The organism is Bacillus sp. 220_BSPC, assembly GCF_001054655.1.
Taxonomy (GTDB): Bacteria; Bacillota; Bacilli; order Bacillales; family DSM-1321; genus Peribacillus; species Peribacillus frigoritolerans.
This window is the reverse complement of the sequence record NZ_JVPL01000255.1, coordinates 18,980-36,196: the sequence shown is the minus strand read 5'-3', so window position 1 is coordinate 36,196 and position 17,217 is coordinate 18,980. Positions and strand designations below refer to the sequence as shown.

At 40.2% G+C, this 17,217-nt stretch carries 20 protein-coding genes; 13 read left to right on the top strand and 7 right to left on the bottom strand.

The features are described from left to right. Window positions 1–267 precede the first annotated feature (267 nt). From ADA55_RS20070 to ADA55_RS20060, 3 genes are all read left to right on the top strand, one after another. Window positions 268–1,473, top strand: coding sequence for an EAL domain-containing protein (locus ADA55_RS20070; protein ID WP_048687103.1), 1,206 nt, complete (start codon window positions 268–270; stop codon window positions 1,471–1,473). Window positions 1,474–1,547: 74 nt separating this feature from the next. Then, a complete protein-coding gene (locus tag ADA55_RS20065) occupies window positions 1,548–1,775 on the top strand; it encodes a hypothetical protein (protein WP_048687102.1) in 228 nt (75 codons plus the stop codon). A 181-nt stretch (window positions 1,776–1,956) separates the two neighbouring features. Beyond that, window positions 1,957–2,436, top strand: coding sequence for a DUF3993 domain-containing protein (locus tag ADA55_RS20060; protein ID WP_048687100.1), 480 nt, complete (start codon window positions 1,957–1,959; stop codon window positions 2,434–2,436). A 70-nt stretch (window positions 2,437–2,506) separates the two neighbouring features. Here ADA55_RS20060 and ADA55_RS20055 read toward each other — a convergent pair whose 3' ends face one another. Then, a complete protein-coding gene (locus ADA55_RS20055; protein ID WP_034314090.1) occupies window positions 2,507–2,740 on the bottom strand; it encodes a glutaredoxin family protein in 234 nt (77 codons plus the stop codon). Window positions 2,741–2,830: 90 nt separating this feature from the next. Next, complete coding sequence (locus ADA55_RS20050) at window positions 2,831–3,790, bottom strand: MBL fold metallo-hydrolase (RefSeq protein WP_048687099.1); 960 nt, start codon at window positions 3,788–3,790, stop codon at window positions 2,831–2,833. A 183-nt stretch (window positions 3,791–3,973) separates the two neighbouring features. Here ADA55_RS20050 and ADA55_RS20045 point away from each other — a divergent pair, with 183 nt between their 5' ends. From ADA55_RS20045 to ADA55_RS20035, 4 genes are all read left to right on the top strand, one after another. Next, on the top strand, window positions 3,974–4,213 hold the full coding sequence (locus tag ADA55_RS20045; RefSeq protein ID WP_034314086.1) for a YkuJ family protein: 240 nt from the start codon (window positions 3,974–3,976) through the stop codon (window positions 4,211–4,213). A 116-nt stretch (window positions 4,214–4,329) separates the two neighbouring features. Then, complete coding sequence (locus ADA55_RS30115) at window positions 4,330–4,476, top strand: hypothetical protein (RefSeq protein WP_094246583.1); 147 nt, start codon at window positions 4,330–4,332, stop codon at window positions 4,474–4,476. Between the two features lie 120 nt (window positions 4,477–4,596). Beyond that, window positions 4,597–5,037: a cyclic-di-AMP-binding protein CbpB gene (cbpB, locus tag ADA55_RS20040; RefSeq protein ID WP_034314084.1), complete on the top strand. Its 441-nt coding sequence runs from the start codon at window positions 4,597–4,599 to the stop codon at window positions 5,035–5,037. A gap of 120 nt (window positions 5,038–5,157) precedes the next feature. Next, window positions 5,158–6,672: an MDR family MFS transporter gene (locus ADA55_RS20035; protein WP_048687096.1), complete on the top strand. Its 1,515-nt coding sequence runs from the start codon at window positions 5,158–5,160 to the stop codon at window positions 6,670–6,672. A gap of 47 nt (window positions 6,673–6,719) precedes the next feature. On the opposite strand, the gene ADA55_RS20030 is transcribed toward ADA55_RS20035, so the two are convergent. After that, on the bottom strand, window positions 6,720–7,457 hold the full coding sequence (locus ADA55_RS20030) for a sulfite exporter TauE/SafE family protein (protein ID WP_048687093.1): 738 nt from the start codon (window positions 7,455–7,457) through the stop codon (window positions 6,720–6,722). A 113-nt stretch (window positions 7,458–7,570) separates the two neighbouring features. Here ADA55_RS20030 and ADA55_RS20025 point away from each other — a divergent pair, with 113 nt between their 5' ends. The 4 genes from ADA55_RS20025 (at window position 7,571) to ADA55_RS20010 (ending at window position 11,211) form a co-directional block, all read left to right on the top strand. Next, window positions 7,571–8,455: a LysR family transcriptional regulator gene (locus ADA55_RS20025; RefSeq protein ID WP_034314080.1), complete on the top strand. Its 885-nt coding sequence runs from the start codon at window positions 7,571–7,573 to the stop codon at window positions 8,453–8,455. Window positions 8,456–8,579: 124 nt separating this feature from the next. After that, window positions 8,580–9,290, top strand: coding sequence for a 2,3,4,5-tetrahydropyridine-2,6-dicarboxylate N-acetyltransferase (gene dapD, locus ADA55_RS20020; RefSeq protein WP_034314078.1), 711 nt, complete (start codon window positions 8,580–8,582; stop codon window positions 9,288–9,290). Between the two features lie 75 nt (window positions 9,291–9,365). Continuing rightward, window positions 9,366–10,490, top strand: coding sequence for an N-acetyldiaminopimelate deacetylase (locus ADA55_RS20015; protein ID WP_081088767.1), 1,125 nt, complete (start codon window positions 9,366–9,368; stop codon window positions 10,488–10,490). A gap of 61 nt (window positions 10,491–10,551) precedes the next feature. After that, window positions 10,552–11,211, top strand: a complete 660-nt coding sequence (locus ADA55_RS20010; RefSeq protein ID WP_034314073.1) for a potassium channel family protein — start codon at window positions 10,552–10,554, stop codon at window positions 11,209–11,211. 480 nt (window positions 11,212–11,691) lie between these two features. Here ADA55_RS20010 and rnjA read toward each other — a convergent pair whose 3' ends face one another. Next, on the bottom strand, window positions 11,692–13,362 hold the full coding sequence (rnjA, locus tag ADA55_RS20005) for a ribonuclease J1 (RefSeq protein WP_034314071.1): 1,671 nt from the start codon (window positions 13,360–13,362) through the stop codon (window positions 11,692–11,694). A 3-nt stretch (window positions 13,363–13,365) separates the two neighbouring features. Then, a complete protein-coding gene (locus tag ADA55_RS20000) occupies window positions 13,366–13,575 on the bottom strand; it encodes a DNA-dependent RNA polymerase subunit epsilon (RefSeq protein ID WP_034314070.1) in 210 nt (69 codons plus the stop codon). Window positions 13,576–14,460: 885 nt separating this feature from the next. Between ADA55_RS20000 and ADA55_RS19995 the strand changes: the two genes are divergently transcribed. Then, window positions 14,461–15,228 carry a Cof-type HAD-IIB family hydrolase gene (locus tag ADA55_RS19995; RefSeq protein ID WP_053534292.1) on the top strand — a complete coding sequence of 256 codons (768 nt, stop codon included), beginning with the start codon at window positions 14,461–14,463 and terminating at the stop codon, window positions 15,226–15,228. 47 nt (window positions 15,229–15,275) lie between these two features. On the opposite strand, the gene def is transcribed toward ADA55_RS19995, so the two are convergent. Continuing rightward, window positions 15,276–15,830, bottom strand: coding sequence for a peptide deformylase (def, locus tag ADA55_RS19990; RefSeq protein WP_048687085.1), 555 nt, complete (start codon window positions 15,828–15,830; stop codon window positions 15,276–15,278). Window positions 15,831–16,068: 238 nt separating this feature from the next. After that, window positions 16,069–16,224 (bottom strand): YjcZ family sporulation protein, encoded by a 156-nt coding sequence (locus ADA55_RS31475; protein WP_063576945.1) that lies wholly within the window; start codon window positions 16,222–16,224, stop codon window positions 16,069–16,071. A 213-nt stretch (window positions 16,225–16,437) separates the two neighbouring features. Here ADA55_RS31475 and ADA55_RS19985 point away from each other — a divergent pair, with 213 nt between their 5' ends. Next, the gene (locus ADA55_RS19985) at window positions 16,438–17,097 is read left to right on the top strand and encodes a YkyA family protein (protein WP_176702844.1); all 660 of its coding nucleotides are present in this window, start codon (window positions 16,438–16,440) and stop codon (window positions 17,095–17,097) included. The last annotated feature ends 120 nt before the right edge of the window (window positions 17,098–17,217 follow it).

Here is a 17,217-nt window from a genome sequence, read left to right as displayed (position 1 = left end):
AGGAGGCTCCCGGACCGCCCGCGGAAAGCGAGTGCCTGGAGAGGAAATCAGCGTTCATTGTACAAACCATAAAAAACGGTAGGCATTGTTCCATTTATGGGCAATGCCTTTTCAATGTGTTTCTTTTCAAATGGATAGGATGAATGGGGAATTTGTATTGAAAAAAGAGTTATGCAGTAGGAATTAAAATTATTTATTATCAATGCAAGAAACTAATGGTATAATTTTGGCATATTGGTGTTTTCGTAATTAGGGGGAAGATGCATCATGGATACAGAAAAGATATTAAAGAATTTAGACAGGGTGACACCATTCTTTCAACCGATTTTCAGTGCAGATCAACATCAGGTAATCGGGTATGAAATTCTAGGGCGCTATGAGGAACAATCTGAATATAAAAGCCTTGGGCCATTTTTTCACGATTCTGCAGTGCCGGAAGAGTATAGGGTGGAAGTGGACAATTACGTACTTGAAATTGCCTTGGAGAGAATAAAAGACTATGGTGAAGATTTTCTTATCTTTATCAACAGAGATCCTAATTTGCTTATGCTGGATCATGGCGAAGAATTCATGGAGATTTTACATCGTCATTTTCAACCGGAGGAAATGCACCGGATCGTGTTGGAATTATCAGACACGATCAGTCCGGAAAACTTAGATCCTCTGCAGCATGTGCTTGCTTACTTTAAAACATATGGGATTAAGATAGCTTTAGATCATTTAGGACAAGATACGCAACTGGACCGAATCGCACAGATTTCTCCGAATATTTTAAAAGTTAACCTGGACCAGCTTCGCATCTCAGGTGGAGATGCCTATCAGGTCATCCTGTTTTCTTTAAGCATGCTAGCACGTAAAATCGGCGCCAACTTACTATTTGAGAACATTGAGTCCGAATACCAGCTTCGCTTTGCATGGAAGAATGGGGGACGATATTATCAAGGGTATTTCTTGGCGAAACCGGAAGGCGAATTCATTAATAAAGATTTACTTCGTGAAAAATTCCATCAAGAATGCCAGTCCTTCATTTCTTTAGAGACCAAGAAGCTTGAAGCCGTTTATCAAAAGACTTTGCAATTCAACGAGAATATGCAAAACTTCTTAAAACAGCATAAGCGGGCCGGCTCCCATGAAGAGTTTCTCGGAGTTTTGGCGAAAAAATTGGATTCAATATGTTTTCGTCTATATATATGTGATGAAGAGGGGTATCAAAAATCCCCCAATATCCTCCATAAGGACGGGCAATGGATAGTCCAACCGAGTTATATGAATAAAAATTGGAGCTGGAGACCTTATTTCCTCGAAAATATTGTAAAGATGCGTAACGAGAAAAAAGGAAGGCTATCCGATTTATACAGTGATATTGAAACGGGGGAGACCATTCGGACCTTTTCCTATCCACTGAATAATAAGGAATATATTTTCTGTGATCTTTCTTATAGTTATTTATATGAAAATGAAGCACTATTATAAAAAACGATTCATGAATATAATCGCTTTAAATGTGTAACGATAAGCAGAAATGATGCGCTTGGAGGAGACATATTTTGAGCACGTACATCTGGATTCTAATCATAATCGTTACAGTCATGGCGTTATATCTGCTCTTTTATACTTATTCTGTAGCAAGGGCACAGAAAGTGAAAGCCAGATATGATTCGACTATCGATGATTCAGTTAAGGAACATCCTTATTTAAAGAACCCGATATTCGTTTCTCTTTTTATTGGGACGATTTTGGTTGCCGGTTTTATTTTTTACTATGCTTTTCGATAGTTGTAAGAAGAAGATTTCAATATCATGAAATCTTCTTTTTTATTGTGAAAAATGGGCGATGGTTTCAAGGTCTAACGGAGAATGTGATTTTGTAGTTTGGCTTTGACCTGGACGGGTATTGAAAGACATAGGCAAAAATCCGAATCATTAGGAGAAATTCTATAACGAGGAGATGATTGTAATGAGTAAATATTTAGTTGCATGTCTTGCCAGCGTCCTTTTATTTTTAAATGGGGGGTTCACTGCTTCAGCGGAGGGCTTACATAGAGAGGAAGTACTATCTTTAGTACATGATGCCATGGAGAATCAACGTTCGATCAGCGAAGAAGTACGATCTAAGGAAGCGATTGAAGGAAAGTTGGATAAACATTTCACAGGTGATCTCATCGAGAAGTTCGTCCAAGCGAATGTAGTGAAAGTCGAAGGCGGTTATACCGCATTTGGTTCAGATTTCGCTCCGTATTATATCCCTTTCTTCAGTTACGATAAGAATACGGAAATTGTATATGGGAAAAACGGTGATGTCATTTATGTTCAGGAAGAATTCCAGGACAATGGGGACGGACCTGTATCGATGGAAAAACATGTTGAAGCAGTTACTTTGAAAAAGGAAAATGGCGCTTGGAAGGTAACGGATGTAAAGTATGAAAACAGAAAATAGAATTGGGGATTTTAAAGGAAGCTGAAATGAAAAAGTCTAGAGAAGGCCACAGCCTTCTCTAGACTTTTTGTTATATATTCAATTCTTTTTTTATTTCGTCCAATTCAAAACCAATAATGGCTTTCCCGTCGATGACGACCGTTGGTGTGGAATAAGCCCCGTATTTATTGGTTAGTTCTTTACGTGCATGCCCATCTGCTTTAATATCTTTTTCTTTGTATACTATATTATTATCATCAAAGAACATTTTCATGATTTTGCAGGGAGGGCAATCAGGTTGGGTATAGAGTGTAACGTCTTTCATTTCATTCCTCCATATATGCTTTAGTAGGGTTCACTTTTTCATTATAGAGAATGCCAAGACATTTGAATAGGGATAAACCTCAAGGATCGTTTACCGATTTTTCTCCTGTTTTACAAGATAGTCTATCAATCCCATGGAACAAACGTTCAAGTCCATGGCAATGATATCAAAAACTGGATGATCAGCAGTGATTCCTTTTTCGCCTAAATGAACAGCGACTTCCGTGAAAATATTTTTACTGGTTGCTGCCACTTGATCCTCGAAGCTAGCATATTCCCTATATGCCGATTTGGCAGTCTCCACAAATTTAGGCAGCCAGTAATGAAGTTGTTTATATACTTCCTTAGGGTTTTCCGATACGCCGTAATGGCCAAAATATATACGTTCGACGCCAATGCTTTCATACAATTCCGCTACAGCAAGCATCGCGTCGGGATTAAATTGGTTTGGCGATGTGGACGGTAAGTAAAATTCCAAACCTTCTTCATCGAGTTCACGATAATAGATGCCTACGGTGTCACCTGAAAACATCCCTTTTGAAACCGAATCGTATATGCTTAAATGATGGTTCGCGTGTCCTGGCGTATCATAAAAGGTCAACGTGGAAGTATCACTTGTTTTTAGGGATTCCCTATCTTGTTTAATCAGCATTTTTTCAAAAGGTATAGGTAATATCGGATCGAAAAGCTTGTTGAATTCTTCACCATAGACTGCTTTAGCCCCAGCGATCAAACGTGTTGGATCTTCTAGATGCCTTGCGCCTTTTGGGTGGACGATCACTTTGGCATTCGGACAATGCTGTAAAAAAAGTCCAGCTCCACCTGCATGGTCCAAATGAATATGGGTAAGAATGATATATGTAATATCTTCGAGGGCGATTCCCAAATGTTCGAGCCCCTTCATTAAGTGGGAGATGGAAGGGCTGGCGGAAGTTTCGACTAAGGTGATGTCTTCATCGGCAATTACATATGTTCCTGTACGATTTCTTCTATCCAAATCAAAACCATCAATCAATGAAATTCGAAAACCAAGCTCACTAATGTTTTGCAACAGAATCTACCCCCAGAAAATTTTTCATGTACAAAATCCATTCCTTATTTTATTCTGTTAATAGTGCCATGTAAAGAATGAAGTTTTAAATTATTCTGAATTTATTTCCGCGTGGCTACTGGATAGAAAAGTATGGTATAGTGAAACCTATCGAAAAGGTTTTATTCAGAAAGGAGAGGGAGTATGTCTCAATTACAGGGCATCCTTACCAGATTGAAAAGTCTTCAAGAGCAAGCGAAGGAATCTGAATCTGCTCAACGTTTTTTTGAAATAGATGGTGTGAAAAAGTGCCAGGTTACATATTTCAGCAAAACAGAAATGTTCGAGCTTGAAGTATACAGTGATAAAGGGAAATCATCAAAATATCAATTTGATAATATTGATATGATTACCATTGAAATCTTTGATCTTCTTCAATCTTAAAAAAACACAAAAAGCCGCCTTCCATTGGAAGCGGCTTTTTTATTGTGAAAAACCGGTCAAATTTTACTGAATGAAGTCGTGATTTTTACGACATCTTATTAGTTGGAGGGATGTAAATGAAAAATCCGATGGTAATATGCCCGGAATGCGGTGAGGAAAGGGAAATGGAAAATGTATTAACGGCACAATCCAACCAAAATGTGATTTATCAATGCCCGGAATGCGGTTTTAAACAGGTTAACATCAAAACTAGTAAGGGCTAAGGGTCTCTCACGAATCCCGCCAATTGGGATTTTATTGGTCTAGGAATGAGCCTTTTCTGCTTACATATGTTAAACTATAGAAAGAGCTGTATATAAAAACATATGGTAAGGGGTTTTAACATGATCGGTACTCATGATGGGGATTTATTGGAATCCAGCGTTAAAGATTTAATGATTTCTTCTGAACGCGTGGCCCACGTGCAGGTAACCAATAACTTAGAACATGCACTATTGGTATTAACAAAGAGCGGTTATACGGCCATTCCTGTGTTAGATCCGATGTATAAACTGCATGGTTTAATTAGCACACCAGTCATTCTCGATTCAATCTTGGGACTGGAACGAATTGAATTTGATAATCTTGAGCATAAAAAAGTTTCCGAAATAATGAATATAGAAATACCTCGCCTGCATATTGAAGATACATTGACCAAGGGTGTGGAATTGTTGATTGATCATCCGTTTGTCTGTGTGGAGAATGACGAACATGTATTTGAAGGCATCTTAACAAGAAGGGCAATCTTGAAAAAAGTATTTAAACAAAATACACCTGATAAATAAGCAAGGCATAAAATGACGGTTAACCCCAAGACTCGCCAGTTGGCGAGTTTTCTTGTTTTTTTACATATTTGATCCAGTTAGTGGTTAAGTCTATTAACAGGTAGGATCTATTAGGAGAGGATGCAAACATTGGGCCATGCAATGGATAGTGCAAACGTGCAGAATAAAAAATTGAAACGTCCCTTCATATTGGCTGCCATCATGTTGGCGATGTTTATGAATGCTATTGAAGGAACGATCGTTTCGACGGCAATGCCGGCCATTGTAAGTGATTTAGGTGGTTTTTCACTATACAGCTGGGTGTTTTCAGGCTATTTATTAATGAATGCCGTAACAGTTTTGATCTATGGAAAGCTATCGGACATACTCGGGAGAAAACCCGTCTTATTATTTGGAATCGTTGTCTTTTTAATCGGCTCCCTTCTTTGCGGCTTTGCCAATTCAATGACGGAACTCATCATTTATCGCTTTGTACAAGGTTTTGGGGCGGGAGCTGTAGCACCTGTAGCCTCGACAATTATTGGTGATATCTATAAAAATGAAGAGAGGGCACGCGTTCAAGGGTATCTATCGAGCGTTTGGGGCATTTCAGCGGTCATGGGACCAGCATTGGGCGGCTTGCTCGTTGAATCCCTGACTTGGAAACTTGTCTTTTGGGTCAATATTCCCTTGGGCGTACTATCTTTTATTGGAATTTGGTTATTCCTTCATGAAAATATCGAAAAGAAAAAACGTGATATCGATTACCTAGGTGCAACGCTATTGACATTGTCCATATCCACTCTTATGGTGCTGCTCGTAGAAGGAGGAGTGAAATGGTCATGGACTTCAGCTCCGGTCATATCCTTGGCATTAGTGGCCATCATCACCTTTATCCTATTCATTCTTCAGGAAAAGAAAGCATCCGAACCGATGATGCCATTTGAAATCTGGCAGGAGCGTTCCATTCTGATTGCGAACCTAGTATCCTTGACGACAGGGGTGATGATGATTGGATTATCAAGTTTCCTCCCCACATTCGTTCAGGGCGTGATGGAGCGCTCGCCTACGGTAGCTGGTTTTACATTGACAGCTATGTCAATTGGCTGGCCGATCGCATCTATGGTGTCAGGCAAGTTATTGTTGAAAATAGGATTTAAATCAACCTCCCTTCTTGGAGGGTGCTCATTGATCCTTGGGAGTCTGATCCTAGTATGGATGAAGCCGGAAGCTGGGCCCATTATTGCCGCCATGGGATCCTTCTTTGTCGGTGTAGGCATGGGCTTGACTTCTACCTCATTCATTGTCGTCATACAAAAAACCGTCAGCTGGGAACGAAGGGGTATTGCGACAGCTTCCAATATGTTCATGCGTAATTTAGGAAATACTGTAGGTGCTGCATTACTTGGAGGAATCATGAATATGAGGCTTCACGCTTATCTGAACGAGCATGCGCCGGCCGGATCGGGAGTGACGATAGATACGGCAAATAAATTGTTGAACAGTGAAGAACGCACGTCGCTTCCTGAAAATGTGGTAAATGTTTTACAGGAAGGACTTACATTGTCTTTACAGACCATTTATCTCATTGTTCTAGTCTTCTCTGTAATCAGCTTCCTGTTTCTAACAAGACTAAGAAAGAATAAGGTAGAATAAGAAGGCATAGGAAAAAGGCAGACTCGTTAATGGAGTTTGCCTTTGTTTTAAGGAAACGCAACTCTGATGACCAATTGAATCAATAATGCGATCGTGACCGAATGTAAAATGAATTTCAACTGTCCAGTGGAAATTTTTTGAGCCACACGCAAGGCCAGCTGTGATCCGATCAGGGAACCGATCGTGTAATAAATGGCAATCCCCCATGCAATGTTACCGGCCATGAAATAGGTAATGAATGCAGCTGTACAGCTAATGAAAGTTTGGAATCTAGTAAAGGCAAGGGATTGAAGGTAGGTGGCGCCATTTCTTAAAAAGGTATACATGAGCATGGTCGCCTGTCCCGGTCCGAACATTCCGTCATAGACACTGATTCCGAATAGGGATGGATAAACTTTTTTTGGGAGATGCCAATCCGATTCATCGGAAGGTTGCGGTTTTTTGATGAAATTCATGATCAAAGCGACAGTCAAAAGGCAGATGGCTAACAAATTCATTGCCTTCTCGGAGAATGAATTAGCAAGCAGACCGCCGCATAAGCCACCAAAAAGGGCAAATGGGATTAACTGGAGGGCATCCTTCAATTTTAGCTGCTTTTTCTTGAGTAAAATATAAAAGCTAGAAAAAGAAGAAAACATATTGGAAAATTTGACTGATCCAATAACCTGGTGAATGGGTAAACCTATCAAAAGAAGGGACGGCATGCCGATGAGACCGCCGCTCCCGGCCAATGTCCCGACAAAGGATGCTGCAAAACTGATGGCAAGCAATAAAATGATCGTCAAAGGATATTCACTCCGTTTCTTTTCTCTTGTATTATAAGCGGACTTTGTTGATAATAAAATTTAAATAAATTAAATCATCATGATAAGAATTAATTATCAAGAGGTTGGTGTGTATGTCATTTTCAGAATTTCATTTATTATCAGTGCTTGCTCAGGAAATGAATATGAGAAAAGCAGCTGAGCGGTTGTTCGTTTCCCAGCCGGCTTTATCCCAGCGTTTACAATCAATAGAAAAGGATTGGGGCTCGAAACTGTTTCTGCGTTCACAAAAGGGGCTGTCACTGACGCCTGCAGGTGAAGCGGTAATTCGTTTGGCCAATGAGGTTATAGAAAAAGAAGAGAAGGTCAGGGAAAGTATTCAAGCCATGGACCATGAAGTATATGGCACTTTGAAAATAGCCTGTGCCTCGATTGTCGGTCAAAATTGGCTGCCGCAAGTATTGAAAAAGTTCGTCCGAAAATATCCGTATGCAAAAATTTCCTTGATCACTGGCTGGAGCAGTGAGATTTTAAAGTCTTTGTATGAAGGGCAAGTGCATATTGGCATCATAAGGGGAGCACCGGATTGGAAAGGCGTAAAACAGCATTTATTCACGGATATGCTGTATTTGGTGGATACCGAAATGAAGGAATTGAATCAAGTGTTCGAAACGGACCGTCCATTCATTCAGTTTAAAAGCGATTCGAATTATTATCAGGAAATCCAAGATTGGTGGCATCGGCAATTTCAAACGACACCAAAAAACACCATAGTCGTTGATCAAATCGAAACATGCAAACAAATGGTGTTTAATGGTATTGGATATGCGATCCTGCCAGCCATCACTTTACATGATAAAGATACGAATGTATTTAAAATCCCTCTACTGGATGGGCATAACCACTCAATCGAACGTGATACATGGCTTTGCGGCTATGAATCTGCCTTCCAGTTAAAGCAAGTCCAAGCATTCACGGAAGTGGTGAAAGAGCATATCCGCGACCAAGGAATGTTATAGGTCCGCCGACGAAAATGTCAATAGGGCAGATTAATATATATGAGTGACATTCAACTTGTCTTGCCGGCTGTTGTCTGGTAAATTTAAAACGAGTAATGATACATATTTAGGAGGTTTACCCGGAATGAATAAAATGGATGCAAACGAAATTATTTCTTTTATCTCGAATAGTAAAAAATCTACACCTGTAAAGGTATATGTCAAAGGCGATTTAGAAGGCCTGGATTTTGGCCCAGCTTCTAAAACTTTCATAACAGGAAATACAGGGGTTGTATTCGGTGAGTGGTCTGAAATCGAAGAAGCGATCAAGGCAGCAGGAACAAAAATCGAGGATTATGTAGTTGAAAATGATCGTCGTAACTCTGCCATTCCTTTATTGGACCTAAAAGGCATCAAAGCCCGTATCGAGCCAGGCGCAATAATCCGTGACCAAGTTTCCATTGGAGATAACGCAGTCATCATGATGGGTGCATCAATCAATATTGGATCTGTCATCGGTGAAGGTACAATGATCGACATGAACGCAATACTGGGCGGACGTGCAACAGTGGGCAAAAACTGTCACGTAGGTGCTGGTGCCGTTTTAGCAGGTGTCATCGAGCCGCCTTCCGCACAGCCGGTCATTTTGGAAGATGATGTATTGATCGGAGCCAATGCGGTCGTACTGGAAGGTGTCAAAATCGGAGAAGGTTCCGTTGTCGCTGCTGGTGCCGTCGTAACGAAAGACGTTCCTCCATACTCCGTGGCTGCTGGTATCCCGGCGAGGGTCATTAAACAAATTGACGAAAAAACAAAATCAAAAACAGAAATCATGCAAGAACTTCGTCAACTTTAATTTCTTTAGTGAATATTGCCTGAAGCGTGGATAACTATATCCACGCTTTCTGTATAGGGAGGGAATAATGTGAAAATAAACCCTTTTGCCAAGATCCGGCGTGATCTGCATCAAATACCGGAGATAGGGTTCAAAGAATTCAAGACGCAGCAATACCTACTGAATTACATAACCAATCTGGCCCAGGAGCGAATGGAAATAGAAACATGGCGAACTGGGATATTCGTGAAAGTGAAGGGAATGAACCCGCGGAAAACCATTGGCTACAGGGCTGATATAGACGGTTTGCCGATAAAAGAGGAAACCGGATTGCCGTTTGCATCCAACCACGAGGAATATATGCATGCCTGCGGTCATGATTTTCATATGAGCATAGGTTTGGGATTATTGACATATTTCACGGAAAATCCGATAGATGATGACTTGCTATTCATCTTCCAGCCTGCAGAAGAGGGTCCTGGCGGAGCTGAACCAATGCTTAAATCGGAAACGATGAAAAAATGGAAGCCTGATATGATTCTTGCTTTACATATTGCTCCGGAGTATCCAGTTGGGACGATTGCCGTTAAAGAAGGGCTTCTATTTGCCAATACATCTGAATTATTCATCGATTTGAGGGGGAAAGGAGGACATGCAGCCTATCCGCACGAAACAAATGACATGGTCATTGCGGCCTGCTCGCTTGTAGGGCAGCTTCAAACAATCGTTTCCAGGAATGTCAATCCGCTTGATTCAGCTGTCATTACAGTTGGGAAGATTACTGGAGGCACTGTTCAAAACATTATTGCGGAGACAGCGCGGTTAGAGGGTACAATACGCACTCTTAACCCCGAATCAATGGTAAAGGTCAAGTCTAGGATAAAAGCGCTTGTGGATGGTATACAAGTGGGATATGAGTGCTTGGCTGAAATCGACTATGGCGCAATGTATCACCAGGTATATAATGAAGAACGGTTGACCCGGGAATTCATGGAATTCACAGAGAGGTCAACTGCTGTTCGTTTGCATCAATGTACTGAAGCAATGACTGGTGAAGATTTTGGTTATATGTTAAAGGAGATTCCAGGATTCATGTTCTGGCTGGGGGTTTCATCGGAATACGGATTGCACCACGCCAAGTTAAGCCCGGATGAAAAAGCGATTGAACTCGCGATCGATCACTTAACGGATTATATAACGTTTAAAGGAAGCGAAGCATAAAAATGATTTTCAGTACAGAACATGCTCTAAAGAAAGAACGAATGACGTTGGAGGGCTTATTGTGAAAAAAGAATTTGCGGTGATTGGACTTGGCCGTTTTGGCGGCAGCATAGTCAAGACATTAGCTGAAGAAGGATTAGGGGTTCTGGCTATCGATGCCGACGAAGATCGAGTGAATGAATTTGCCAGAATAGCTTCACATGCTGTAGTAGGGGATACGACAGATGAAAATGTACTGAGAAACATAGGGATTCGAAATTTTGATCACGTCATTGTAGCGATTGGCGAGAATATTCAAGCCAGTATATTGACGACTCTCATGCTTAAGGAATTGGGTGTCGGAAATGTTACGGTTAAAGCGCAAAATGATTATCACGAGAAGGTTCTTCGTAAAATCGGGGCCGACTTTGTCGTGCACCCCGAACGGGATATGGGGAGAAGGATTGCCCATAATATCGTCTCCAATAATATTCTCGATTATTTGGAGCTTTCTGATGAACACTCCATCGTCGAAATTGTTGCAAGCCAAAAGATGAATGGAAACTCGATAATTGACCTTGATATCCGTGCCCACTATGGACTGAATATAGTCGCAATCAAAAGAGGGAACGAAATAAATGTTTCCCCACAGGCGAGCGATTTAATTCATAAAGGTGATATATTGATCGTCATCGGCGCGGATTCGGACATCAATCGCTTTGAAAAAAAAATTGTGGAATAAGTAAGCGTCCTGCTAAAATCGAGCAGCGCTTTTATCAAAGGAAAACAAAAAGGTTTCGGAATGGCCTCATTCCGAAGCCTTTTTGTTTTTTAATTGGATCTGAAGGAGTTATAGAGAATAGCCTGCATCGACAATTTTTCAATTCCCTTTTTATTTTTGCGTACGTGTTTCCGGCACTTCGACAGTGTGGAATGAACAAATACATGCTTCTTATCAGTTTACTTTCGGAAGCTTTCCATTTTTAAAACAAGAAAGACTTTAGACAAAAGGAGTTCTATCTAACTTTTAAAACAAAATTGATTGGAGCGGGTATTCAAGACTCCTGCGGGAGACGTGTAAGGGAGACCCCACAGGCTTCTAAGGCGCCGGGGGCCTCCCGGACAGCCGTGGAAAGTGAGTGCCTGGAGTGGAATTCAAGGTGGGGGATTTAAAAACCTAAACAAAAAAAGCCCAGCCAAATCATGGCTGGGCTTCTATTATTTATTGCACTTCCATGATGATCGGCAGGATCATCGGACGGCGTTTCGTTTTTTCATATAGGAATGGAGATAGAGTGTCTGTAATTTCATTTTTGATTTCAGACCATTGTGTAGTTTTGCGATCCATCACCTTATTTAAATGCTTTGTGATCAAGGATTGAGCATCGCTGATAAGGTCTCCTGATTCTCTCATATAAACAAATCCGCGTGAGATGATGTCAGGACCGGATGCAATTTTGAATTCCTTCATATTGATGCTGACCACAACAACGACAAGGCCTTCCTCGGAAAGAATCCGACGATCACGGAGAACGATATTACCGATATCCCCAATGCCGCTTCCATCGATATAAACCGAACCTGAAGGGATTTTACCAGCGATTTGAGCTGTGTTCTCACTTAAGGAAAGAACTTCACCATTATCCATGATAAAACAATTTTCTTCCGGAACGCCGCAATCGACTGCATGGCGGGCATGCAGTTTTTGCATACGGTATTCACCATGGATTGGCATGAAGAATTTTGGTTTTATCAAACGGAGCATAAGCTTTTGTTCCTGCTGTCCGCCATGTCCTGATGTATGAATGTCATTAAGAGGACCTGAAATGACGTCTGCTCCTGCACGATATAATTGATTGATCGTTCTGGAAACACTGATTGTGTTACCTGGGATGGGTGAAGAAGAAAATACTACCGTATCACCAGGGATGATTTGAATTTGACGGTGAGTGCCGTTCGCTATGCGCGACAGTGCTGCCATTGGTTCACCTTGGCTGCCTGTACAAAGGATGGTTACTTTATTCGCAGGCATACGATTCAATTGCTGTACATCAATGAATGTATCTTTAGGCGCTACGATATAACCAAGATCTTGTCCGATTGATATGGCTGAATCCATGCTTCGGCCAAAAACGGCTATTTTACGGCCGTTGGCCACGGCTGCTTCCACAACTTGCTGAAGGCGATGGATGTTCGATGCAAACGTTGCAAAAATAATCCGGCCGTCAACCTTGCGGAAAATGTCTTGAATGGTATCACCGACACGGCTTTCGGACATAGTAAAGTTCTGCACTTCACTATTTGTGCTATCCGAGAGTAAGCACAATACACCTTCTTTACCGATTTCAGCCATCTTGGTCAGGTTTGCAGGCTCACCCACTGGGGTGAAGTCGAATTTAAAATCACCAGTATGGACAATTTGTCCAGGTGGGGTTTTTACGACGATTCCATATGAGTCAGGGATACTGTGAGTTGTACGGAAGAAAGAGACGGACGTTTTCCGGAACTTGATCACTTCATCTTCACTGATTTCAATCATGGTTGTCTGACGTAAAAGGCCGTGTTCTTCCAATTTATTACGAAGCAGTCCAAGTGCAAGCTTCCCGCCGTATACAGGGACATTCACTTTTCTAAGTAAATAAGGAATCCCGCCAATGTGGTCTTCATGACCATGGGTAATGAAAACACCTTTGATTTTATCTACATTTTTCTCTAAATAGCTGTAATCTGGAATCACATAGTCAATACCGAGGAGTTCATCTTCAGGAAATTTAATTCCAGCATCAATGATGATGATTTCATCTTGAAACTGAACAGCATATGTGTTCTTACCGATTTCGCCTAAACCGCCCAAGGCGAATACAGCTGTTTGATCGTTTTTTACGAATTTCATAAATTATAGCTCCAATACTTTGTAATCTTCATTTTGTTTTTCATATTCTAAATATGCTCCGGTTACGGGTAGTACGATTTCTACATTATAAGGTTCTTTTTTTAATTTTAAACGAACGTCACGAACGGATTCACCTTCGACAAACATTGTTTTAGTATTCTCCCTGATGGGAACCTCTGATATGGTTACTTGATAGTATACCTTAAAAACCATTTTAATCTCTCCTCACTTGTTTGCATTGCTTTTTTCATTATATATAAAAACAACAATTTTTTCATGTTTTTCAACATCATGTAAAAATAAACCCAGATCCGCCATAAAAACGGAAGGGGTTTGATGAATTAAATATACCAATGTCTAAAAGTATATAAAAAAATAGATGGCCGAATCTGGTATCAATCCAATTGTAGCTTCCTCTATCTTATATCCTATCCGTTTTTGCCATGTGTAAAACTTAAATCATGGGATCTTTTTTTCGTAAACGATTTCTTTACTAAATTAATACAGTACCACTGTGTACAGCGTTTCATGAAAACACAGCGACTCATATTTTGATTGAAATATGTATTCACCTGACCATATAAAAGCCAAGATAGAAAGAATGCCTAACAAGAACTTTACAACAAGGAAGAAGCCCTCCGCAAGTTTTTGAAGGGCTGTCCGAAAAAAATTCGCATATGGATGACGGCCAAGGCAGGAATGAGTGGCAAATCATGCGATAGATTTTTTTCTTAAAAGATCATTCCACTGTTTAGCAAGCTTTTTACGAAGCTTTTTTAACATGGCGATCACGCTCCCTTAGTTATTATTGTATAGGATTATTCAATAATGTAAATACGTCTTTACAGGTACATGGCCCATTTTTGAAAAAAAAGGCTCTTTCAAACAAGCAACTGGGATTTAAGAGGCAGAAGGATGGGAGAAGTGTAATCTGGAAAGCCTGAGTTTATTTCATTAAGAATAGTATATGCCCATTCCTGAATAAAAAACGTAACTTTGAGTTGGGTCCGGTAGAGTTACTTGACTTATCTTGATGACAATTATTAAATGGGTACATATTAAAAAGGAAAAAATGAATGAATTGGAAGTGAATCGCAAGTGAAAATCGTATTCTTTGATATTGACGGAACATTGCTTGATCATGAAAAAAAGTTACCTGCTTCAACAAAAGAAGCCATTAAGCAACTGCAGGATAGCGGGGTTTTTGTAGCGATTGCCACAGGAAGGGCTCCGTTCATGTTCGAGTCTTTAAGGGAAGAGCTTGGCATCGATACATTCGTAAGTTTCAATGGACAATACGTTGTTTTTGAAGGGAAAGTCGTTTATAAAAACCCTTTGAGCATACCTGAGATAAAACGCCTTCACGAACATGCTGAAAAAAATGAAATACCGATCGTGTTCATGAATGAGGAAACAATGAAATCGAGTGTTCCGCATCATAGCAGAATAGAAGAAGCATTAAGCAGCCTTAAGTTTCCCCACCCTGAACATGTGGCGGATTTTTATGAGGACCATGATATATACCAAGCCTTATTATTCTGTTCGGAAGATGAAGAAGGGAACTTTGTTGGGAAATATGATGATTTTCACTTCATTAGATGGCATGAGTATTCGACGGATGTACTTCCATTCGGGGGTTCAAAGGCTGAAGGCATTAAAATATTAATGGAAAAAGTCGGGTTTGCTCTTGAGGATGTTTACGCCTTTGGAGATGGCTTAAACGATATAGAGATGTTAAAAGTAGCGGGATATGGCGTGGCTATGGGGAATGCCGGTCAGCTTGTGAAGCAAGAGGCCGACTTTGTAACGAAGGATGTCGATGATGATGGCATACTTTTTGGTTTGAAGGAACTTGAACTGATATAAAAAATAAAGCCCCCGTCAACCAACAGACGGGGGTTTTGCTTATTACGTTACCTTTCCACCGCAATTGAATTTTCCGGAATGGCATAGGGGTCTTCCGGATTTATATGATCATAAAACATGATACCATTAAGGTGGTCGATTTCATGTTGAAAGCAAATGGCTGCGATGCCTTTCAGGCGGAGTTGAACCGATTTTCCTTCCAGGTCCGTACCCGCAACCGTTATTCGGGCATAACGTGGCACATAGCCGGAAACGGGACGATTTACGGAAAGGCAGCCTTCTCCGGATGTCAAGTATGCTTTTTCGACTGAATGGCTAACGAGTTTAGGGTTGAAAAGTGCATAGCTATAAAGTTGATCATCCTTTTCTTTTAAATGAACCGCAATCATCCTTTTTGAAACATTAACCTGTGGTGCAGCCAAGCCAATTCCTGCCCTTAACCCGTATAGAGCAGCAATATCAGGTTTCTGGCTGTTTTGGACATATTCCATCAAGCTGGCTAAAAGTTGCTTATCTTCATTTGATGCCGGAAGCCGAACCTCTACCGCGACTTGCCTTAAGATTGGATCGTCTTCATTAACAAAATCATCCATGGTAAGCATAATCTTTCACCCCATAAAAATTCTTATAATATGTATAGGGTTATTTTAACAAAAAAAAGGGTGAAAGTTAATGAATGGTTTAATGAAAGAAAAATGGAGGGGACGGAATCAAGTCGATGATTTCCTATCCCTGCCATTATTTTATTTGCATGTTGGTCTATTTAAAAAATATTATCATTTTTTGTGAATCAGGGTAAATCGTTATCATTTTCGGGTAAAGGTAATAGTAATTACCTGGTTAGCATAAGCACGCGCCGACGATGATTAACAGAATGAACAGGACAATGATCAGGGCAAAGCCGCTTCCAAAGCCGCAGCCTCCACCATCGCCATATCCATAGCTGGGTGCAGCGGAAACCGGATAACAACATTCTTGGTTGAAACCTCCATACATAATTTCATACCTCCGTTTTTGTATTTATTAAAATGCTGACCATTCAAATTTGAAACGGTCCCTACAGCCTATGCAGTATGGTTTAAAGGGTGTAGGCTAGCGCCCAGTAATGAAAAAAACCTGTTCGGAATATGATTGTAACAAATGTCTGCGGCTTAAGAATGAATTGAGGAACATGAATCTTCAAAGAACTATCAGAAGGAGTTGTCTATGTTGAAACGTTTTGGTCCATTTGTTATCTTACTTCTTTCTTTAGTGATCTTGACTGGTTGTTTTAATGGTTCACCGGAAGAAAGAATCCACAAAATCCTGGAGAAAACTGCAGAAAAGGAAAGTGATTTCACCGAGAATCAAGAGCCGCTTAATGAATTGGAGAAAAAAGAAAAAGAAAAATATGAGAAAATCATTAAACTTGGATTGGATGATTATGAACGGATCGTCGAGCTTTCAGATGAAGCAGCCAAGAATATCGACGAAAGGGAAAAAATAATTGAAAAGGAACAAAGCAGTATGCAATCCTCAAAAGAACAATTCAATCAAATAGATGAACAAATCGGGAAAATAGAGGATGAAAAGATAAAAAAAGAAGCGACTGAAATGAAAAAGATCATGAGTGAGCGCTATAGCACCTATGATGATTTATATGATGCTTATCAACAAAGTCTCGCTTATGATCGTGAATTATATGAGCTTTTTAAAAAAGAGGATTTGAAAATGGATGAATTACAAGTGCAAATCGAGAAAATAAATACCTCTTATACAAAAGTTTTGGAAGCGAATGAGGAATTTAATGCATTAACGGAAAAATCAAATCAAAAAAAAGAAAGTTTTTATGATAGTTCCGGCATAGAAATGGCGGATTCAACAAAATAATATAAATAATGATGGGCTGTGATCCTCACTCACAGCCCATATTTTTTTCAATCCAGTTCATTTTTTGGATAAAAAATTTTAGAATGGTCTTTTTTTATGCAACAAGCCTGATGTGAAATT